Annotated in this window: 22 protein-coding genes; 14 read left to right on the top strand and 8 right to left on the bottom strand. The window is 55.0% G+C overall.

All coding sequences use genetic code 11. The features are described 5' to 3' along the window. Window positions 1-11 precede the first annotated feature (11 nt). The 12 genes from rpmF (at window position 12) to MKI83_RS00625 (ending at window position 9,479) form a co-directional block, all read left to right on the top strand. Entirely contained in the window at window positions 12-194 is a 183-nt protein-coding gene (rpmF, locus tag MKI83_RS00680) for a 50S ribosomal protein L32 (RefSeq protein WP_241582726.1), read from the top strand. A 3-nt stretch (window positions 195-197) separates the two neighbouring features. After that, complete coding sequence (gene plsX / locus MKI83_RS00675; protein WP_241582725.1) at window positions 198-1,205, top strand: phosphate acyltransferase PlsX; 1,008 nt, start codon at window positions 198-200, stop codon at window positions 1,203-1,205. Window positions 1,206-1,308: 103 nt separating this feature from the next. Next, on the top strand, window positions 1,309-2,250 hold the full coding sequence (gene fabD / locus MKI83_RS00670; protein ID WP_241582724.1) for an ACP S-malonyltransferase: 942 nt from the start codon (window positions 1,309-1,311) through the stop codon (window positions 2,248-2,250). Between the two features lie 14 nt (window positions 2,251-2,264). Further along, window positions 2,265-3,008 (top strand): 3-oxoacyl-ACP reductase FabG, encoded by a 744-nt coding sequence (fabG, locus tag MKI83_RS00665; protein ID WP_241582723.1) that lies wholly within the window; start codon window positions 2,265-2,267, stop codon window positions 3,006-3,008. 196 nt (window positions 3,009-3,204) lie between these two features. Beyond that, window positions 3,205-3,444, top strand: coding sequence for an acyl carrier protein (gene acpP / locus MKI83_RS00660; protein WP_071871718.1), 240 nt, complete (start codon window positions 3,205-3,207; stop codon window positions 3,442-3,444). Between the two features lie 105 nt (window positions 3,445-3,549). Continuing rightward, entirely contained in the window at window positions 3,550-4,791 is a 1,242-nt protein-coding gene (gene fabF, locus MKI83_RS00655) for a beta-ketoacyl-ACP synthase II (RefSeq protein WP_241582722.1), read from the top strand. Beyond that, window positions 4,788-5,606 carry an aminodeoxychorismate lyase gene (gene pabC, locus MKI83_RS00650; protein WP_241582721.1) on the top strand — a complete coding sequence of 273 codons (819 nt, stop codon included), beginning with the start codon at window positions 4,788-4,790 and terminating at the stop codon, window positions 5,604-5,606. Before fabF ends, pabC begins: the two co-directional genes overlap by 4 nt. 9 nt (window positions 5,607-5,615) lie before the next feature. Continuing rightward, window positions 5,616-6,644 carry an endolytic transglycosylase MltG gene (gene mltG / locus MKI83_RS00645; protein ID WP_241583136.1) on the top strand — a complete coding sequence of 343 codons (1,029 nt, stop codon included), beginning with the start codon at window positions 5,616-5,618 and terminating at the stop codon, window positions 6,642-6,644. Window positions 6,645-6,646: 2 nt separating this feature from the next. Continuing rightward, window positions 6,647-7,282 (top strand): dTMP kinase, encoded by a 636-nt coding sequence (gene tmk, locus MKI83_RS00640; RefSeq protein ID WP_241582719.1) that lies wholly within the window; start codon window positions 6,647-6,649, stop codon window positions 7,280-7,282. After that, window positions 7,282-8,262, top strand: a complete 981-nt coding sequence (locus MKI83_RS00635; RefSeq protein WP_241582717.1) for a DNA polymerase III subunit delta' — start codon at window positions 7,282-7,284, stop codon at window positions 8,260-8,262. The genes tmk and MKI83_RS00635 overlap by 1 nt, the downstream gene beginning before the upstream one ends. Window positions 8,263-8,333: 71 nt before the next feature. Further along, window positions 8,334-8,690 (top strand): PilZ domain-containing protein, encoded by a 357-nt coding sequence (locus tag MKI83_RS00630; RefSeq protein ID WP_241582715.1) that lies wholly within the window; start codon window positions 8,334-8,336, stop codon window positions 8,688-8,690. 9 nt (window positions 8,691-8,699) lie between these two features. Then, on the top strand, window positions 8,700-9,479 hold the full coding sequence (locus MKI83_RS00625) for a TatD family hydrolase (protein WP_241582714.1): 780 nt from the start codon (window positions 8,700-8,702) through the stop codon (window positions 9,477-9,479). An 18-nt stretch (window positions 9,480-9,497) separates the two neighbouring features. On the opposite strand, the gene MKI83_RS16965 is transcribed toward MKI83_RS00625, so the two are convergent. The 4 genes from MKI83_RS16965 to flgA all read right to left on the bottom strand — a co-directional run bounded on the left by MKI83_RS16965 (window position 9,498) and on the right by flgA (window position 11,979). Then, the gene (locus MKI83_RS16965) at window positions 9,498-10,241 is read right to left on the bottom strand and encodes a flagellar brake protein (RefSeq protein WP_241582713.1); all 744 of its coding nucleotides are present in this window, start codon (window positions 10,239-10,241) and stop codon (window positions 9,498-9,500) included. 71 nt (window positions 10,242-10,312) lie between these two features. Then, window positions 10,313-10,774: a flagella synthesis protein FlgN gene (locus MKI83_RS00615; protein ID WP_241582712.1), complete on the bottom strand. Its 462-nt coding sequence runs from the start codon at window positions 10,772-10,774 to the stop codon at window positions 10,313-10,315. Between the two features lie 25 nt (window positions 10,775-10,799). Next, window positions 10,800-11,123: a flagellar biosynthesis anti-sigma factor FlgM gene (flgM, locus tag MKI83_RS00610; protein WP_241582711.1), complete on the bottom strand. Its 324-nt coding sequence runs from the start codon at window positions 11,121-11,123 to the stop codon at window positions 10,800-10,802. A 151-nt stretch (window positions 11,124-11,274) separates the two neighbouring features. Then, window positions 11,275-11,979, bottom strand: coding sequence for a flagellar basal body P-ring formation chaperone FlgA (gene flgA, locus MKI83_RS00605; protein ID WP_241582710.1), 705 nt, complete (start codon window positions 11,977-11,979; stop codon window positions 11,275-11,277). A gap of 120 nt (window positions 11,980-12,099) precedes the next feature. Here flgA and MKI83_RS00600 point away from each other — a divergent pair, with 120 nt between their 5' ends. Further along, on the top strand, window positions 12,100-13,032 hold the full coding sequence (locus MKI83_RS00600) for a chemotaxis protein CheV (protein ID WP_241582709.1): 933 nt from the start codon (window positions 12,100-12,102) through the stop codon (window positions 13,030-13,032). 39 nt (window positions 13,033-13,071) lie between these two features. Next, on the top strand, window positions 13,072-13,905 hold the full coding sequence (locus MKI83_RS00595) for a CheR family methyltransferase (protein ID WP_241582707.1): 834 nt from the start codon (window positions 13,072-13,074) through the stop codon (window positions 13,903-13,905). Between the two features lie 76 nt (window positions 13,906-13,981). Here MKI83_RS00595 and fabB read toward each other — a convergent pair whose 3' ends face one another. From fabB to MKI83_RS00575, 4 genes are all read right to left on the bottom strand, one after another. Next, window positions 13,982-15,199 carry a beta-ketoacyl-ACP synthase I gene (gene fabB / locus MKI83_RS00590; RefSeq protein WP_241582704.1) on the bottom strand — a complete coding sequence of 406 codons (1,218 nt, stop codon included), beginning with the start codon at window positions 15,197-15,199 and terminating at the stop codon, window positions 13,982-13,984. A 10-nt stretch (window positions 15,200-15,209) separates the two neighbouring features. After that, a complete protein-coding gene (gene fabA / locus MKI83_RS00585) occupies window positions 15,210-15,725 on the bottom strand; it encodes a 3-hydroxyacyl-[acyl-carrier-protein] dehydratase FabA (protein WP_241582703.1) in 516 nt (171 codons plus the stop codon). Between the two features lie 115 nt (window positions 15,726-15,840). Then, the gene (locus tag MKI83_RS00580; protein WP_241582701.1) at window positions 15,841-17,781 is read right to left on the bottom strand and encodes an ATP-binding protein; all 1,941 of its coding nucleotides are present in this window, start codon (window positions 17,779-17,781) and stop codon (window positions 15,841-15,843) included. After that, window positions 17,778-18,695 carry an ABC transporter substrate-binding protein gene (locus tag MKI83_RS00575; RefSeq protein ID WP_241582699.1) on the bottom strand — a complete coding sequence of 306 codons (918 nt, stop codon included), beginning with the start codon at window positions 18,693-18,695 and terminating at the stop codon, window positions 17,778-17,780. Before MKI83_RS00575 ends, MKI83_RS00580 begins: the two co-directional genes overlap by 4 nt. Window positions 18,696-18,697: the final 2 nt, after the last annotated feature.

Here is an 18,697-nt window from a genome sequence, read left to right as displayed (position 1 = left end):
AGTTTTTAATCATGGCAGTTCAACAGAACAAAAAGTCTCGTTCCGCACGTGACATGCGTCGTTCGCACGACGCCCTCGAAAGCAGCGCTCTGTCGGTAGAAAAGAGCACTGGTGAAGTACACCTGCGTCACAATGTAAGCCCGGACGGCTTCTATCGTGGCCGCAAAGTGATCGACAAGGGCTCTGAAGAGTAATCCTTGAGCGCGCACATCGCTATTGATGCAATGAGTGGGGACTTCGGTCCCCACTTGCTTATTCCCGCTTGTTTAGCTGCTCTGGCTGAAGACAGGCACCTCTCGCTGACCCTCGTGGGTGATTCCACCCAGCTGACACGATTGTTGTCTCAACACAACGATTGGGATCGTGCGCGCCTGCATATAAAGCACGCGTCAGAGGTGATTGAGATGGCGGATAAGCCCAGCACCGCACTGCGCAGTAAACCTGACTCCTCAATGCGTGTAGCGCTACAAATGCTGCGCGACCATGAGGTGCAGGCCTGTGTCAGTGCAGGTAACACCGGTGCTTTGATGGCCTTGGCGCGCTTTATTCTTAAGACGCTGCCGGGTATTGATCGGCCGGCGATGATGACGGCCATTCCCACGGTGAGTGGTGAATGCCAGTTGCTCGACCTTGGCGCAAACGTAGACTGCAGCGCCGAGCATTTACTGCAATTTGCGGTGATGGGGTCGCTAGCGGCTGCCTGCTTAGGAGTAGAGCGACCACGTGTGGCTTTGCTCAATATTGGCAGTGAAGCGATCAAGGGTAATCAGCAGGTTAAGTTTGCCGCGAGCTTGTTAGAGCAAGCGGAGCAGCTGAATTACACCGGCTTTATTGAGGGTGATGGCGTTTTTCGAGGCGAAGCCGATGTCGTGGTCTGCGATGGCTTTGTCGGCAATGTGCTACTCAAATCAAGCGAAGGTTTGGCTGGCTTTATTGTTGAACGCATCCGTAATGCCTTTTCCTCAACGCTGTTTGCTCGACTGGTGGGGTGGCTAGCCTTACCGTTCTTGAAGCGCTTACAGCAAGAGTTGTCACCTGCCGCGCACAATGGCGCTAGCTTTCTTGGGCTGCAGGGTGTGGTGGTGAAGAGCCACGGTGGTGCCGATACGGCAGCCTTTTTAAGTGCGATTCGCCGTGCACGTATGGCGGTAGAAGAAAATCTGCCACAAAAGTTACATGGACATTTGGAAGATATGCTGTTGTAAGGTCACTAATGTGACCCTCTTTGGATAGCCTTCATCCAACAGTCAGTTTTCAAGGTCTGAAGCTGGCTTCAGACTATCGTTCACACTCGACATGGAAAGCAGCATGACAACCTCAATCGCTTTCGTATTTCCCGGCCAAGGCTCACAGGCGCTGGGAATGTTGGCCGAACATGCCGCGGCTAACCCGCTGATCCAACAAACCTTCGCTGAAGCCTCTGAAGTGCTTGGCTTTGATCTATGGTCTGTTAGCCAAAACGATGAAGCCAAGCTCAATCAAACCGATACTACTCAGCCAGCTATTTTGACGGCCTCGATTGCATTGTGGCGTGTCTGGCAGGCGCAGTCGGGCGCTCAGCCTGCGCAAGTGGCAGGTCACAGTTTGGGTGAGTATTCCGCCTTAGTGGCTGCCGGCGCTCTGCCGTTTGCGGAAGCGGTGCGTTTGGTGCAGCGTCGTGGTCAGTTAATGCAACAAGCGGTGCCCGCTGGGCAAGGTGGCATGGCCGCGATTCTTGGTTTAGAAGATGACGATGTGCGCGCGGCTTGTGCTGAAGCGGCGCAGGGCGCCGTGGTTGCACCGGTTAACTTTAACGCCCCTGGGCAAGTCGTGATTGCCGGTGCTGCCGAGGCGGTCGCCCGTGCGGTTGAAGCCTGTAAAGCGCGCGGGGCTAAGCGCGCAATGCCGCTCCCCGTGAGCGTGCCGTCGCATTGTGCGCTTATGCAGCCGGCTGCGGAGCAATTCGCCGCTGACCTGGCCGCAGCGAGTTGGGCCATGCCCAATATGCCGTTAGTGCAGAATGTGTCGGCCACGGTGGCGGGTGATATTGCCGCGTTGCGTATGGCGCTGGTTTCGCAGCTCTATAGCCCCGTGCGCTGGGTGGAGTCCGTGCAAGCATTGGCGGCTGGCGGTGCGGAACATGTGGTTGAGTGTGGCCCGGGTAAGGTGTTGAGTGGCTTAAATAAGCGCTGCGTCAAAGGGTTGAATACCTATAACACTGATACCCCGGACGCCTTTGCGGCAACGCTGGCAGCGTTAGCTGCGCTTTAAAAGAGGAATTTTGTATGAGCTTGCAAGGAAAAATTGCCCTGGTTACTGGTGCTAGTCGCGGCATTGGGCGCGCTATTGCGTTGGAACTGGGTGCGCAGGGGGCTGTGGTTATTGGTACGGCAACCACCGATAACGGCGCCGAGCAGATTGCTGCCTATCTGAAAGAGGCAGGTATCGAAGGCGCAGGCCTGTGCTTGAACGTGGCTGATGATGAGTCGGTGGCGCAAACCATCAAGCACGTGCAAGAGCATTTGGGTCAACCGCTGATCTTGGTCAATAACGCTGGCATCACTCGCGATAATCTGATGATGCGCATGAAGGATGATGAGTGGTTTGACGTCATTAATACCAACCTCAATAGCCTCTACCGTATGAGCAAAGCCATGCTGCGCGGCATGACCAAGGCGCGTTGGGGGCGTATTATCAGCATCGGTTCCGTGGTCGGGGCAATGGGTAATGCCGGTCAATGCAATTATGCAGCGGCTAAAGCAGGGTTAGAGGGCTTTACGCGTGCCTTGGCGCGCGAAGTGGGCTCGCGATCCATTACCGTCAACGCGGTGGCTCCCGGCTTTATTGATACCGATATGACGAAAGAATTGTCAGATGCCCAGCGCGAGGCCATGCTTGGCCAGATTCCGTTGGGACGTTTAGGCGATGCGCAAGAGATTGCCAAAGTGGTTGCTTTTTTGGCTTCTGACGGCGCGGCTTATGTGACAGGTGCTACGGTGCCCGTTAACGGCGGCATGTATATGAGCTGATTGTGACTTAACCTGTCAGCGGGTTGTCACAATGGCACATTAGGATCGCTGCAGAATTTGCCGGATGATTGCAGAAATATTCTGCAAATGTGTCATTATCCTGTTTTCTGCAGCCAGCTTGAAAAGCTGAAATTGGTTTCTATAAACTTACTCGCAGCTTGCTGCACGAATTCCGTACCTAGGAGTGAAATACCTTATGAGCACCATCGAAGAACGCGTCAAGAAAATCGTTGCTGAACAACTGGGCGTTAAAGAGGAAGAAGTTACCAACGCTGCTTCCTTTGTCGAGGACCTCGGCGCTGACTCGCTTGACACCGTTGAGCTGGTGATGGCCCTGGAAGAAGAATTCGAAACCGAAATTCCAGACGAAGACGCGGAGAAGATCACCACTGTTCAGGAAGCTATCGATTACGTATTGGCCCACCAAGCCAAGTAAGCGAGCGTCCTGCGCAGCCAAAAGGCCGCACTGTCTTCGGGCGTGCGGCTTTTTTATTGGCTGCTATTTAGTTTTAAGAATGTTGAGTGAGTGCGAGGGAAGACTGTGGCGCGCAGAAGAGTCGTGGTGACGGGCATGGGTATGCTCAGTCCTTTGGGTAACAATGTGGCCTCCAGCTGGGAAGGTATCTTGGCTGGTCGTAGCGGTATTGCTCCCATTGAACATATGGATGTCAGTGCGTTCTCGACGCGCTTTGGCGGCTCGGTTCGGGATTTGGCGGTTGACCAATACCTGTCAGCCAAAGAAGCGCGCAAACAAGACTTGTTTATTCAGTACGGTTTGATTGCCAGTCTGCAGGCTGTTCAGCAGTCAGGTCTGGAAGTGACTGACGCCAATGCCGATCGCATCGGTGTGGTCATGGGCTCAGGCATTGGCGGCTTAAGCAACATTGAAAAGAACTGTGAATCACTGTCAGCCTCTGGGCCGCGCAAAATTTCACCGTTCTTTGTGCCCGGCTCCATCATCAATATGGTTTCTGGCTTCTTGTCGATTCAGTTGGGCTTGAAAGGCCCCAACTATGCCATCGCCACCGCATGTACCACCGGCACACACTGCATTGGCATGGCCGCACGTAACATCGCCTTTGATGAGGCGGATGTGATGATCGCCGGTGGTGCCGAGATGGCGACCACGGGCTTAGGCCTGGGTGGCTTTGGGGCAGCGCGTGCGCTGTCAACGCGCAATGATGAGCCCACTAAGGCGAGCCGGCCTTGGGATCAGGATCGTGATGGCTTTGTGTTGTCTGACGGTGCAGGCGCCTTAGTGCTTGAGGAGTTAGAGCACGCCAAGGCGCGCGGTGCGACCATTTATGCCGAGCTGATTGGTTTCGGCATGAGTGGTGATGCGTATCACATGACCTCGCCGCCGGAAAACGGCGAAGGTGCCGCCCGTTGCATGGCCAGCGCCTTGCGAGATGCCAAGATAAACCCAGAAGAAGTCGGCTATATCAATGCGCATGGCACCTCCACGCCCGCTGGTGATATTGCCGAAATTGGCGCGGTAAAAAGTGTTTTTGGCAGTCACGCCAGTCAATTAGCGATGAGTTCGACCAAGTCGATGACAGGGCACTTGCTGGGTGCGGCCGGCGCGGTTGAAGCAGTCTTTAGCGTATTGGCACTGCGTGACCAGGTTGCTCCGCCGACCATTAACTTGGATAACCCAGGCGCCGGATGTGACTTGAACTTAGTCGCGCATACCGCGCAGCAGCGTCCGCTCGAAGTGGCCATTTCTAACTCGTTTGGGTTTGGCGGCACTAATGGCACCTTGGTTTTCCGGCGGTTTGTTTGAGTTTGATTTGGGTGAATGGCCAGCCGCAGACCACGGTGTCAGTGGTCGATCGCGGTTTGGCTTATGGTGACGGCTTATTTGAAACCATTCGCGTTCAGCAAGGGCAAATGCCTTTGCTGGCGCTGCATTGTGCGCGTCTAGAAGCTGGCTGCCAGCGGCTGCTGATCCCCTTGGATTTGGCGCTGGTACAGGCTGAGTTGCGTGCCTTTGCGCAAACCCTGCAGATGGGCGTGATCAAGTTAATGGTTACGCGTGGCGATGGCATGCGTGGTTATGCACCGCCGGAGCCATCATCACCGCGACGCATTGTGCAGTCAGCTAATCTGCCGCAATACCCGGCTGAACATGCTGAGCGCGGAGTCTCTTTGTTTGCTTGTCAAACCCGCCTGGCGCTGCAGCCAGCGTTGGCAGGCTTGAAGCATCTTAATCGCTTAGAGCAAGTGCTCGCCCGCAGTGAATGGCGCGACCCACAGTATGCCGAAGGCTTAATGCGGGACAGCGACGGCTGGGTGATTGAAGGGGTATTCAGTAATCTCTTTATTGTGCGTGACGGTTGTCTATACACCCCAGAGTTAAATCAGTGCGGTGTCGCTGGGATCATGCGGCAAGCTTTGCTCAGTCAGGCGCCGCAACGGGGTTTGACCGTCAAAGTAGCGCCCATTTCATACGATGCTTTGCTGGCGGCCGATGAAGTGCTGCTGTGCAATAGTCTCTATGGGGTATGGCCAGTGCGGACTTTGTGCGATCGAACGTGGCCAGTTGGTCCTGTCACCCGTAAACTTCAGGCTCTTGCCCAAGAGTTGATGGTTGTCTGAGTGAAGCGTATTGCACGGTGGTTGCTGGCGGCGTTGCTGCTGATCTTGCTTTTGTCAGCTGGTGCTTTGCTCTCGGCGCGTTGGCTGCTTAATCAACCTTTGCAGATTGAAGCTGAAACGGTGGTGCAGGTGCAGGCCGGTGATTTTCCTGCACGGGTATTGCGGCAGCTTGAGCAGCAAAATGTGTTGCAGGGCGCTCGTTGGCTGGGTTTGTACTGGCGTTGGCGCTGGAATAATCCAGCCCTGCATCAGGGCGAATATGCGTTAAAGCCTGATATGAGCGCGCATGACTTGCTCAGCGCTTGGCGTCAGGGCGATGTGTTGAGCTACCGCGTCACCTTGGTGGATGGCTGGACGTTTCGTCAGTTCAGGGCGGCACTCGGCTCAGCAACCAAGTTAGAGAATGATATTGAGTCGCTCTCTGATGCAGCGTTGATGCAGCAACTGGGTGCCGAAGGTGAGCATCCGGAAGGGCGCTTTGCTCCTGATACTTATACTTATACGTGGGGCTTTAAGGCTTCAGATGTCCTTCTTCAGGCCTATAGCGCGCAACAGCAGATTTTGCACGATGCCTGGACGAGTCGCGGCAAAGACTTGCCCTATAAAGAGGCCTATCAAGCGCTGATTATGGCCTCGATCGTTGAGCGTGAAACCGGTGTGCCTGAAGAGCGCGGCGAAATTGCTGGCGTGTTTGTACGGCGCTTGAAGCTCGGCATGTTGTTGCAAACGGATCCAACCGTTATTTATGGCATGGGCGATGCCTACCAAGGGCGCATCACGCGCGCTGATTTGCGTAAGCCAACCGCCTATAACACTTATGTGATCAAGGGTTTGCCGCCCACGCCGATTGCGATGCCGGGCAAGGCCGCGATCATCGCTGCGCTGAATCCTGCCGAGGGTAAGAGCCTCTATTTTGTCGCGCGCGGGGACGGCAGCCATCAGTTTTCTAATTCTTTGGCCGAGCATAATCGTGCTGTGCGTCAGTATCAGTTAAAGCGGCGAGCGGATTACCGTTCTAGCCCTGCAGCAAGGAAATAAGCATGGCCGGGTTGTTCATCACCCTTGAGGGGCCTGAAGGGGCCGGTAAGACCACCAATCGTCAAGTATTGGCTGATGGTTTGGCCGGTCATGGCGTTGAAGTCGTGCTGAGTCGTGAGCCTGGCGGTACCCCGTTGGCCGAGCAGGTTCGTGAGCTGTTGTTAACCCCTCGTGACGAGCCTATGGCCGTCGACGCAGAGCTACTGTTGGTGTTCGCTGGTCGCGCGCAGCATTTGGCCACGGTTATTCGTCCGGCGCTGCAGCGCGGGGCGGTGGTCTTGTGTGATCGCTTTACCGATGCGACCTATGCTTATCAAGGCTCTGGGCGCGGTTTAGACCGTGCGCGGATTGCGCAGCTAGAGCAATTTGTTCAGGGCGAGCTTAGACCGGATATGACCTTGTTGTTTGACTTGCCCATCGAGATTGGCTTGCAGCGCGCTGCCGCGCGCGGTCGTTTAGACCGTTTTGAACAAGAGGCGCAGGCCTTTTTTCAACGCGTCCGCCAAGGTTACTTGGAGCAGGCCCGCGCTGAGCCGACTCGATACCACGTGCTGGATGCCAGTCAGCCGTTGGAGGCCGTTCAAACTCAAGTACGTGCCTTGCTGCCTGCGTTGTTACAGCGTTTGCAGGGGCGCTGATGATGTATCCATGGCAGCAACAGGTGTGGCAGCAGCTCAGTCAGCGGCAACAGCATGCGCATGCCTACTTATTTAAAGGGCAGGGCGGTATTGGTAAGCGGGAGCTCGCTGAGGCGTTTGTCGGTTTGTTGCTTTGCCAGTCTCCGCAGCAGTACCAAGCGTGTGAGCAGTGCAAGGCCTGCTTGTTACGGAAGGCGGGCACGCATCCTGACTTGCAGCGTGTGATGCCGGAAGAGCCGGATAAGCCGATTAAAATTGATCAAGTGCGAGCGTTGGTTGATTTTGTCGCCCAAACCGCCCAGCTGGGCGGGCGCAAGGTGGTGCTGTTGGCGCCTGCTGAGGCGATGAATACCAATGCGGCTAATGCCTTGTTGAAAAGCCTGGAAGAGCCGTCCGGCAATACGGTGCTGGTGCTGCTCAGTGACGCCCCTAGTCGCCTGTTACCGACGGTCCGTAGCCGTTGCCAGCAGCTGCAGTGCCCTTGTCCCTCGCCAGAGCAAAGCTTGGCCTGGCTCAAAGAGCAGCGGCCAGAGGCTGATACGATGCTCATCGCGCAAGCGCTGCACTGGGTTGGCGGTTCGCCACTGCAGGCCTTGAGTCTGCTGAGTGACGAAGGCGTAGCGCAGCGCGCTACCGTGGTCGATGCGGTTAAGGCCTTGTTGAAGGGGCAGCAAACGGCCAGTCAAGTAGCGGAAAGCTGGAACAAATTGGACTTGCTGCGCGTGTTTGATTGGTTTTTTGCTTGGACTCAAGCGCTGCTGCGGCAGCAGTTAGCAGGGCAGGCTGATGAGCAACTTGAGCCCGATATGCATAAGGTGCTCGGTTATCTAGCGCAGCGTAGTGATAGCGCGGACGTGTTGGCGGTGCAGCAATGGCTTTTACAGCAACGCCAAAAAGTATTGGGTAAGGCTAATCTTAATCGTGTGCTGCTTCTCGAAGCCCTGTTGCTACAGTGGGCAAGTTTGGCGGCTAAAGGCTAGAATGCCGCAAGGGATGTAGAAGTTATCTGCGAGATGGCTTCTTTTTGACGATGTGAAGGGTGTCTGAACGAATGAGCTTGCCGCCAAATTTAGGTCCACGTAACGGTATTTTGTCGCTGACAATTAAGGACAAATCGGTCCTCTATGCAGCCTATATGCCGTTCGTTAAGCATGGTGGTTTGTTCATCCCTACGGCGAAGGCCTACAAGCTTGGCGATGAAGTGTTCATGCTGCTGAATCTCATGGACGAGCCAGAAAAAATCCCAGTGGCAGGCAAGGTGATCTGGATTACGCCTAAGGGTGCACAAGGTAACCGCGCTGCCGGTATCGGTGTGCAGTTCAATGAGGGTGATCCCACCGCCCGCAACAAGATCGAGACTTATCTAGCCGGCGCTTTGAAGTCGGACCGCCCCACCCACACGATGTAACGCCTCGCTATGTTGGTTGATTCACACTGTCATCTCGATCGTCTCGATTTAACACCCTATAACGGCTCCCTCGATGCCGCGCTGCAAGCGGCGCGTGATGGCGGGGTTGGTCGTTTTTTGTGTATCGGTGTTAGCGCGGATAATGCAGCTACCGTTAAGCAGTTGGCGCACCAGCATGCGGACGTGTTTGCCAGTGTTGGTATTCATCCGTTGGACTTGCAGCCCGAACAACAACCGAGTCTCGATTGGTTGCTCGCTGAGTTGGACGACCCGCGCGTGGTCGCTATCGGCGAGACAGGGCTCGATTACCATTACGAGCCGCAGATGGCTGCTGACCAGCAGCGAGCCTTTTCGTTGCATCTACAGGCGGCCAAGCAAACCGGTAAGCCCGTGGTCATCCATACCCGCGAGGCTCGTCAAGACACGCTTGAATTGCTGCGCGCCGCCGACTTGCCCAACGCTGGGGTTTTGCATTGCTTTACCGAAGATTGGGCTATGGCTAAAGCGGCTTTGGATATGGGCTATTACATATCGCTCAGCGGCATTGTGACTTTCCGCAATGCTCAAGCGCTGCGTGAAGTGGCATTGCAAGTGCCCGCTGATCGTTTGTTGGTAGAGACCGATGCCCCGTACTTAGCGCCGATCCCTCATCGTGGCAAAAGCAATGAGCCGCGTTATGTTCGCGATGTTGCCGAGTTTCTAGCGCAGTTACGAGGCGTGAGCTTTGACGCGCTGGCTGAGCAAACCACCGCCAACTTCGAACGCTTATTCCCGCTGGCGGCCGTTTAAAGCTCGGCAGTAGAAGCTTTAATCATTCTCGGTACGGCGACTTTCGCGTTGTTGTTGGTAAACAAAGCGCTCAATGGTGCGCTGCTCAAGGCCTTGCAGTTTGTAGAAGCGGATGCCAACAAGGCTGAGATTGCGTTTTTCGTCAAAGTGCACGTGGCGCACTTCCGCATGGCAAGTGACACGTTGCTGGTCTAACGCAATGGTCAGGTGATCGAGCACCGCGCCGGGTAATAACTGGCTTTGTAGATTGCCTTTGAACAGGCAACGACAGCCCGTGGCAGAAATATCGACCAGTAGCCCTGTGGCTTGCACGGCTTTGAGGGAGTCGCTAACGCGCAGTGGTATTTTTTGCGTTTGCTTAAGGCTGACACGAAAAGCGGCGCGGCGCTGATGGTAGGTGATGCTGCTGGGGAGTGGCAGCCAAAAACAAGGTGCGCCCTCGTGCTGCGCATAGACGGCCAAATCAGCCTCATTGCTCCATGTGATGCGCACGCCGTCATGAAATGCCTCAACACTAAACGCTTCACGGGCTTGCATGAGCTTGTCGCCGTCATTGGGCATGAGTTCATCGAGCGCAACGCGGTTGTTGGCTTTATCGATGGCGACCACAAAGGACTGGAACTTACGATTACGCCCATTAAAACGCACGATCAGGGGGTCGTGGCTATCCATTAAGGTGCTGAGATTCGCGACGATCTCTGCTGGGCTGGTTAGCTGTCGAGGTTGTTGAGGACTGTCATCAATCGCAAAAGGGCTGGGCACAGGTCTTTAGACTCCTGACCGTGATGAGTTGGCTTATTAAGCGTAGTGCTGAAATGCTTAAAAACCCAGCGCTAAGCGCTTGAAAGTGGACGATTGCGCGCTATGCCGGCGTTATTGCCATAACGGTTATACAGCGGCGTGTCTTGTCCGCGAAGTACGCCAAGCAATTGGCTGATTGAGTTCTGGTTGGCACGCATTAAGCGACCGTTAACTTCATTGATCGCACGGCAGGTGTGCAGTAGTTCGTCTACGCGGCAGGCCAGTGCAATCAAGGCATCACCTTGTGGTGCGTTTTTGGCGAGCTGCTTCAAGCTATTGAGTGAGGCGGGCAGCCCTTGGCTTTGCAGTAGTTGACTACGTGCGTGACTGCCATCTTCAAGCTGCTTGAGTAAGCTCTGCTTGCTGGCAAGCTGGTCTTGTAAGGCTTCTAGTTGGCGATCTTTGAGGGCGTCCTGTTCGCGTAACAGCAAGGCTTGTAGTTCAAGTGCGTGCTGCTCATCGGCTTGCAGATTGCTCAGTAACTGACCATACATGGCGATCGCCTCTCAAAAACAGCTATTAACGCTGTGCCTCGAAGGCCGTGAGCTTTTGTGCAACGCGTTTGGCGTCGACGCTATAGCTGCCATCAGCGATGGCTGCTTTAAGGCGCTCTACGCGCTCACTGTCCACTTTGGGAAGGTCACGGATACGTGACTCAGCTTGTTTCAAGGTTTGTGCCTGTTGGCTGAGTTGCACTGAATCGCCGGCCGCTTTGCTGGCAGGTGCATCTGCAGCAGGCGCTTTGGCTGCGGTTTTGCTAGCGTCGGCTTCAGTGGCGGCGTTTTTATTGACGCTGCTGTTGCCTGTGCTGCTGGTGTTCAGTCGATTGAAATCAATGACCATGGCTATATGCCTCGAAGCGTTTTAAGTCTGACTGCTTAAGTAATCGGCACTGCTTAAGAGAACTTTAGGCCGAAAACTGTGAAATGTGTCATTTAGTTGGCGAGTTCACGCAGTCAGCGTGTCTTGGTGTCAAACATTACAAGAAGCGTTCCTAGATGGCCACTTTCACTTGATTGGGCCCAGTAACGCGAGCGCGGATGATGCGGCCTGAGGCAACGTTACGCACTCGTATTTGCTGGCCTTTTGCGCCGTCGCTGAGCGCCTCGCCTTGCATTTTGACTATAAAGTCGCCGTTTGTGGCCAGAATAACCACGCGATCGCCGCGCCGTATCAGTTTGCTTGGCTCTAGGTGACTGGTGGTGAGTATTTCATTAATGCCGACCGGCCTGCGCAGTGTTTGACCTGCAGCCTGGTTGAGATCGGTAAGGTAGTTTTGCCGCACTGCGCTGACTTCGGTCTCGCGCAGTACAAGATCCTCAGGCTGCACTTTGCTTTTGCGTGCCATGGGCCTAGCCATGATCACCACTGCGCGATAAAGGTGGACTTCGGCCGGGATGAAAATACGCCAAGGACTGCTGCCGGAGCAGCGAACGCTTAACGTGACGCGGCCGATTGGCGAGCCTTGGCTCTCTTGCTGGATCGTCAACGGTTTGTCGCAATCGGCTAGGCGCAAGCGCGGGTCAACACGAATTGGCTGAATATCTGCCCTTGGATTGTCCGCCTGTGCTTCTATATAAGTTGCAACATGCTCCTCAAGAAAGGCATGGGCTTGGCCGATAATCTGCTCTGATAGCGCAGCTGCCCACAACGGGTAGGGCGTGAGTGATAGGCAGATAAACAAAAGCAGTGGTCGCATGTTTTTCCTTGCCGCCAAAAGACTGTCGATAAAAAGCGGCCTACAATAAAAAAGCAAAGCACGTGCCGCTTAGTGAACTAAGCTGAACGGCAAGAGCCTTTAGAACCACAGGAGCCCCTTATGGCCGGTGTGTTGGACTCAGTAAACCAGCGGACTCAGCTGGTTGGCCAGAACCGACTGGAGTTGTTGCTGTTCCGCCTGGAAGGCCCGCAGCTGTATGGCATTAACGTGTTTAAGGTTAAGGAGGTTTTACAATGCCCCAACCTGACGGTGATGCCTAAGTCGAGTCCCGTGGTGCGCGGGGTGGCCAATATTCGTGGCGGAACGATCCCTATCATGGACTTGTCCATGGCGACGGGGCGTCAGGCACTGGACAACCTAAAAGACAGCTTCGTGATTATCACGGAGTACAATATGAAAGTTCAGGGTTTTCTGGTGCGTTCGGTCGAACGTATCGTCAACATGAACTGGGAAGAGATCCATCCGCCGCCAAAAGGCACTGGGCGCGATCATTATCTGACTGCGGTAACGCGGGTAGATAAGAAGCTGGTTGAGATTATCGACGTGGAGAAGATCCTCGCCGAGGTTTCACCGACCCATGAACAAATTTCTGAGGGTGTGATCACCGCTGATGCGCAGTCGAAGGCTGTCACTAAGCGTATTTTGATCTGTGATGACTCTTCGGTGGCGCGTAAGCAGGTTAAGCGTTGTCTTGAAACCGTTGGCGTGGAAGTTGTTGCTCTGAATGACGGTCGCCAAGCTTACGATTATCTGCGCTCGCTGTTGGCGGAAGGTAAAGATCCTTGCAAGGAGCTGCTCATGATCGTTTCCGACATTGAAATGCCGGAAATGGATGGTTATACGCTGACTGCAGAGATCCGCGCTGACCCCCGCTTAGAGGGACTGCATATTTTGCTGCATACCTCATTGTCAGGGGTGTTTAACCAAGCGATGGTGAAGAAGGTTGGTGCTAATGACTTCTTGGCCAAGTTTAGGCCTGATGATCTAGCCAATCGCGTGATCGAGCGCATTAATGCGAGCGAAGGGGCGTAATGCCCCTTCGAATTTCGACTGACATAAGGTGAAGTGCGCGTGACAGTGTCCAACGCTGATTTTGAGCAGTTTCGAGCTTTCTTAGAGAAAAGTTGCGGCATTGTGCTGGGTAGTAATAAGCAATATTTGGTAACCAGCCGTCTTAATCGTTTAATGCAAGAAAATAAGATTGAAAGCCTTGGTGAGCTGGTTCGCAAAATTGAGCTAATGCCGCGTGGCGGCTTGCGTGAGCAAGTCGTTGACGCCATGACGACCAACGAAACCTTGTGGTTCCGTGATACTTATCCCTTTGAGGTTTTAAAGTCGCGTTTGTTGCCTGAGGTGGCCAAGGCCGCTAATGGCATGCGTTTAAGGATTTGGTCGGCGGCGTGTTCTTCGGGCCAAGAACCTTATTCGTTGTCCATGTCGATCGACGAGTTTGAAAAGAGCAATTTGGGCTTGTTGCGCGGTGGTGTGCAGATAGTCGCGACCGACTTGTCTGGCTCGATGCTCAATGCTGCGAAAGCCGGTGAGTACGATAGCCTAGCGATCGGGCGCGGTCTGTCGCAGGATCGCTTGCAGCGTTATTTCGATAAAAAAGAAGATGGCCGCTGGGGGGTTAAACCGCCGTTAAAGCAGCGTGTTGAGTTCCGTGCTTTAAATTTGCTGGATAGCTATGCATCGTTAGGTAAGTTTGATTTGGTCTTTTGCCGTAACGTGCTGATTTATTTTTCGGCCGAAGTTAAGAAAGAGATTCTGACCAAGATTCATGCAACGCTAAAGCCTGGCGGATATTTGTTTCTTGGCGCTTCCGAGGCGCTCAACGGTTTGCCGGAGTTGTATCAAATGGTGCAGTGCAATCCGGGTATTGTTTATCAGGCCAAGGCTAAATAATTTAGCTGGTCTGGCAGGTAGGTTGATATAAAAAACCGAGCTATAACAAGCTCGGTTTTTTTATCGAACGCTAAAATTAAGCGTTGTATCGACGCAGTACGAGAGTGGCGTTGGTGCCGCCAAAGCCAAAGCTGTTGGACATAATCGTGTCCACACGATGGTTCTCTTGCGTTTCACGCAGAATCGGCAGGTTAGCCGCCTGCTCATCGAGCGTGTCGATGTTGGCTGAGGCGCTGAGGAACTCGCCTTGCATCATCAGTAGACTGTAGATGGCTTCGTGCACGCCAGCGGCCCCGAGTGAGTGGCCTGATAGGCTTTTGGTTGAGCTGATCAACGGCGCATTGTCAGGGAAAATAGCGCGAATCGCTTTAAGCTCGGCCACATCGCCGACAGGGGTAGAGGTGCCGTGGGTGTTGAGGTAGTCAATCTTGCTATCGACGGTGCTCAGTGCTTGTTGCATGCAGCGAATCGCACCTTCGCCGCTGGGGGCGACCATGTCGTAGCCGTCTGAGGTGGCGCCATAACCGATGATTTCGGCATAAATGGTGGCCCCGCGCTTGAGTGCATGCTCAAGCTCTTCAACCACCACGATGCCGCCGCCGCCAGCGATGACAAAACCATCACGGTTGGCGTCGTAAGCGCGTGAGGCTTTTTCTGGGGTGTCGTTGTAGCTTGTGGATAGGGCGCCCATGGCGTCAAACATGCACGACTGCGTCCAGTGCTCTTCTTCGCCGCCGCCGGCAAAGACGATGTCTTGCTTGCCCAGCTGGATCAGCTCCATGGCGTGGCCGATGCAGTGTGCGCTGGTGGCGCAGGCTGAAGAGATGGAGTAGTTCACGCCTTTGATCTTAAAGGGCGTGGCTAAACAGGCGGACACTGTGCTGCCCATAGTGCGCGGCACACGATAAGGGCCAACGCGCTTGACGCCTTTTTCACGCAAGGTGTCGACGGCTTCCATCTGGTTAAAGGTTGACGCGCCGCCAGAGCCTGCAACAAGCCCGGTACGTACGTTAGAAACCTGCTCTTCGCTTAGCTGCGCATCAGCGATGGCTTGCTCCATGGCGAGATAGGCATAAGCAGCGGCGTCCCCCATAAAGCGCTTAACTTTACGGTCAATCAGTTCGTCAAGATTCAAGTCAACACTGCCGGAGACTTGGCTGCGCAGGCCCATTTCTTTGTAGCTTGGATTGGCGCGAATCCCGCTTTTACCTTGGCGCAGGCTGTTGCTCACGCTGTCTTTATCGTTGCCAAGGCAAGAAACAATGCCAAGGCCGGTGATGACTACACGGCGCATGGAGGACTCCTTAGAAATTGTCGGTCGACGTGAAAAGGCCCACTCGCAAGCCTTCCGCACTGTAAATTTCGCGGCCATCAACAGCCACGGTGCCATCGGCGATGGCCAAGATCAGGGTGCGGTTAATCACACGTTTAATATGGATGTTGTAAGTGACTTTTTTAGCGGTGGGCAGAACTTGACCGAAAAATTTCACTTCACCTGAGCCTAGGGCGCGGCCGCGACCGGGATTGCCGAGCCAGCCGAGGTGAAAACCGACCAGTTGCCACATAGCATCAAGGCCTAAGCAGCCGGGCATAACGGGGTCGCCTTCAAAATGACAACCAAAGAACCAAAGGTCTGGGGTGATATCTAGCTCAGCAACAATCTCGCCTTTACCGTATTTACCGCCGGTTTCACTGATGTGGGTGATGCGATCCATCATCAGCATGTTTGGGGCCGGCAGCTGGGCGTTGCCTGGGCCAAACAGTTCACCGCGACTGCAACTGAGCAGTTCTTCTCGGCTGTAGGCTGCTTGCTTGCTCATAAAAGCTCCTTGGTAGTCCCTGTGCTAGGGTGCGCGAAAGTCCGAGCCCCTGAGCGTTGGGGCCGTGATCTAGTCATAGACTGCGGGTGTTTGTCGTGAGTCACAGAAAGCTGAATCATGATTCATCGCTTGCTGGACTATTGGGGTTGTTCATAGGTTTGACGTTTAGCCAATGGGCAATCAGGTCTTGCAGTTCGGCGCGCTTAAAGGGCTTGGCCATATAGTCATCCATGCCGGCGGCTAAGCACTCTTCGCGGTCGCCTTGGAGTGCGTTGGCGGTGAGGGCAATGATAGGGCAGCGGGCCATTGCGCACGGTAATTGGCGAATCAGTCGGGTGGCCTCGTAACCGTCCATATGGGGTAGGCGGCAGTCCATCAAAATCAAATCAAACGACTCTGTACTGGCGCGATGGACAGCTTGGCTGCCATCGTCAACCAGGCTAACGCTATAGCCTAATGACCTTAGCATGGCTTCGATGACGGTTTGATTGACCGGATTGTCTTCGACTAGAAGGATGTGCTGGCCGTGACCTTCATCGCGAATGGCCCGATTGGCAGGCTTGCTGTGGGCTGTTTTGGTGGTGAAGGGCAGTGGAATCTCCAGCATAAAGCTCGAGCCCTGACCTTCTTCGCTGCGGGCTTGTAGGCTGCCGCCCATGTGTTCCGTCAAGGTGCGTGCGATCGCAAGGCCTAGGCCTGTGCCGCCGTAGCGCCGCGAGGTTGACGTGTCGGCCTGTTGGAATGCGTTGAACATGCGGCTTAAGTTTTCCGGCGAGATGCCTATGCCGGTGTCGCGCACTTCGCAGCTTAGCCACAATACGTTGTCATCGAGTTTTTGCCCGCCCACGGTGAGATAAACACCGCCGGCTTCGGTGAACTTGAGGGCATTGCCGATCAGGTTGACCAAGACTTGGCGCAGGCGCGTGGGGTCGCCGCGCACCTCAAGCTGTTTCAGCTCGTCGGCATAGTTCAGCTCAAGGGCCAATCCACGCTGGCTGGCGCTGTGTTGGAAGACCATCACGGCGTTGTGGACTAAGTCGTGCAGGTCAAAAGGGATGCGCTCGATTTCTAACGCGCCCCGTTCAATGCGTGAGAAGTCGAGAATGTCGTTGATGACCTTAAGCAGGTGCTCGGTCGACTCCGTGGCGACTGCGGTGTATTCGCTTTGCTCTTGAGTTTGCTCGGTGGTTTCGAGCAGTTGCAGCATGCCCAGCACACCGTTCATGGGGGTGCGCAATTCATGGCTCATCATGGCGAGAAATTCGCTTTTGGCCTGGTTGGCGGCTTCGGCTTCTTCGCGGGCGCGTACCAGCGCGGCAATGGCGTGTTCTTGTTCGACGCGGCTGTTGGCAAGGTTCTTCGCCAAGGTATTGATATGTTCGGCGACTTGGCCGACTTCGCCCTCATCAAAGCGCGGTAACTGCTGTTGATAGTCGCCGCGATCTAACTCTTGCAGGGTGCTGGCCATCTGCGTCAGCGGCTTGGCTAGGCTCGAGGCTAAGCGCCTAGCGAAAAGATACGTTAGGGCAAGGGCGAACAGCATTAAGGCGGCAGCGCGCAGCAAAATCCCGCGTTGCCGACTCAGATAGGCATCGTTTGAAACACCCACCAGCACTTTGCCGATCGTGGCGCCGTATTGCGTTTGTGGGGCGTCTGGCAGTTCAAAGAGTTGGTTGGCGACGTTGACGTGTTGCGAGCGAATGGGTGCGGTAAAGATCGCTACGTCACGGCTTTCTTGGTCGTATTCGGGCGACGCATGAAACACCAGCATTTGATTGTTGGCGTTGCGAATTTCTACGAAGCGCACTTGGGTCGTGCCCACGGTGGCTTGCAATAGGCTGTCCAGCGCTTGGGTGTTGCCGCTGATCACGCCGTATTCAACGGCGGGCGCCAGCTGATCGGCGAGCATTTGGCCGTTGTTTTCTAGCTCCATACGCAAGTCGCTTAAGCGCTGCTGCATAAAGAAGCCGGTTAGCAAGATGGTCAGGAGTACCGCTGGCCCGAGGCTGATAAATAGGGTGCGGGTATGGATGTCCCAGCTTCTGCGCAAGATCATGGGCTTTCTCCTTGCCGCAGTTGGTTGGCCAGTGTGTCTGGGTCTGCATTGCTGATGCCGAGCGAGCGAGCGACTTGCGGGTTGATGGCAACTTTGAAGTAGCGCGCGTAAGCGCTGCGCGGTCTTTGATCGGCTGCCAAGTTAAGCAGCTCATCCAGTTGTTGCAGCCAATCGGCTTGGTCGCTGTAGGTGCTGGCTAAGCTACCGGCCTGCACATAGCCCGCTTGGGGCCCGATTAGCACGCGTTGTTGGCGGTAGGCACCGAGCAGTAAGGGTTTGATGGTTTGTGCGTTAAACAAGCGTGGGTCATCGAGGGCCAGCAACCACTGGCTATCATCAAGTACGCGCTGCACTTCACTGGAGGGGAACTGACCGTTCCATGCACGACTGCTGAGTTTAAGATCAATAGTGTTCGCCTGTTGGGTGAGGGCTTTCACCATGGCGTGGTTGTCTTGGTGGTAGAGGAGGCCGACGCGGTTGCTGCGGGGCATCAGCAGTTGACCAAGGCGCAGTTGGCGCATGGCTGGTGCTTCCCGCCACAGTAACGTGAGTTGCGGCGGCTGCTCTTGCAATACTGAGCTGGCCTCTTGACGGCTGATCAGCATGGCCAGCGCCGGTTGCTGTGGCTGCTGCGCTAAGTGCCAAGCTAAGCTTTTGCGACCTAGCAAAATCGATTGGCTGTCGGTGCTTGGCGGGAGCTCGGCGTTAGGTTGCGTTAACGCGTTAAGGATGGCGAGCTTGACCGCATCGTGTGGCCGTTTGGCGGCGAGTGCGCGGACAAAATCCTGCACCGCCGGTGAGTCCTGTTCGCTGATGACGTAGAGCGTTTGGGCGCTGAGTGAGCTGCACAGCAAGCTGCTGAGCAGTAGGGCAAAGGCCGCGATCCAGCGCTGACACATCCGTGTGTTGAGCATGC

It is taken from the genome of Atopomonas sediminilitoris, from assembly GCF_022601735.1.
GTDB lineage: Bacteria > Pseudomonadota > Gammaproteobacteria > Pseudomonadales > Pseudomonadaceae > Atopomonas > Atopomonas sediminilitoris.
Note: the sequence above shows the minus strand (reverse complement) of the source record. Positions and strands in the feature narration are given on the sequence as shown.

What these genes read in the sequence shown, in the direction of transcription:
- rpmF (WP_241582726.1), top strand. Translation starts at nt 12, where the DNA reads ATGGCAGTTCAACAGAACAAAAAGTCTCGTTCCGCACGTGACATGCGT.
- fabD (WP_241582724.1), top strand. Translation starts at nt 1,309, where the DNA reads ATGACAACCTCAATCGCTTTCGTATTTCCCGGCCAAGGCTCACAGGCG.
- fabG (WP_241582723.1), top strand. Translation starts at nt 2,265, where the DNA reads ATGAGCTTGCAAGGAAAAATTGCCCTGGTTACTGGTGCTAGTCGCGGC.
- acpP (WP_071871718.1), top strand. Translation starts at nt 3,205, where the DNA reads ATGAGCACCATCGAAGAACGCGTCAAGAAAATCGTTGCTGAACAACTG.
- tmk (WP_241582719.1), top strand. Translation starts at nt 6,647, where the DNA reads ATGGCCGGGTTGTTCATCACCCTTGAGGGGCCTGAAGGGGCCGGTAAG.
- MKI83_RS00635 (WP_241582717.1), top strand. Translation starts at nt 7,282, where the DNA reads ATGATGTATCCATGGCAGCAACAGGTGTGGCAGCAGCTCAGTCAGCGG.
- MKI83_RS00630 (WP_241582715.1), top strand. Translation starts at nt 8,334, where the DNA reads ATGAGCTTGCCGCCAAATTTAGGTCCACGTAACGGTATTTTGTCGCTG.
- MKI83_RS00625 (WP_241582714.1), top strand. Translation starts at nt 8,700, where the DNA reads ATGTTGGTTGATTCACACTGTCATCTCGATCGTCTCGATTTAACACCC.
- MKI83_RS00615 (WP_241582712.1), bottom strand. Translation starts at nt 10,774, where the DNA reads ATGTATGGTCAGTTACTGAGCAATCTGCAAGCCGATGAGCAGCACGCA.
- flgM (WP_241582711.1), bottom strand. Translation starts at nt 11,123, where the DNA reads ATGGTCATTGATTTCAATCGACTGAACACCAGCAGCACAGGCAACAGC.
- flgA (WP_241582710.1), bottom strand. Translation starts at nt 11,979, where the DNA reads ATGCGACCACTGCTTTTGTTTATCTGCCTATCACTCACGCCCTACCCG.
- MKI83_RS00600 (WP_241582709.1), top strand. Translation starts at nt 12,100, where the DNA reads ATGGCCGGTGTGTTGGACTCAGTAAACCAGCGGACTCAGCTGGTTGGC.
- fabB (WP_241582704.1), bottom strand. Translation starts at nt 15,199, where the DNA reads ATGCGCCGTGTAGTCATCACCGGCCTTGGCATTGTTTCTTGCCTTGGC.
- fabA (WP_241582703.1), bottom strand. Translation starts at nt 15,725, where the DNA reads ATGAGCAAGCAAGCAGCCTACAGCCGAGAAGAACTGCTCAGTTGCAGT.
- MKI83_RS00580 (WP_241582701.1), bottom strand. Translation starts at nt 17,781, where the DNA reads ATGATCTTGCGCAGAAGCTGGGACATCCATACCCGCACCCTATTTATC.
- MKI83_RS00575 (WP_241582699.1), bottom strand. Translation starts at nt 18,695, where the DNA reads ATGCTCAACACACGGATGTGTCAGCGCTGGATCGCGGCCTTTGCCCTA.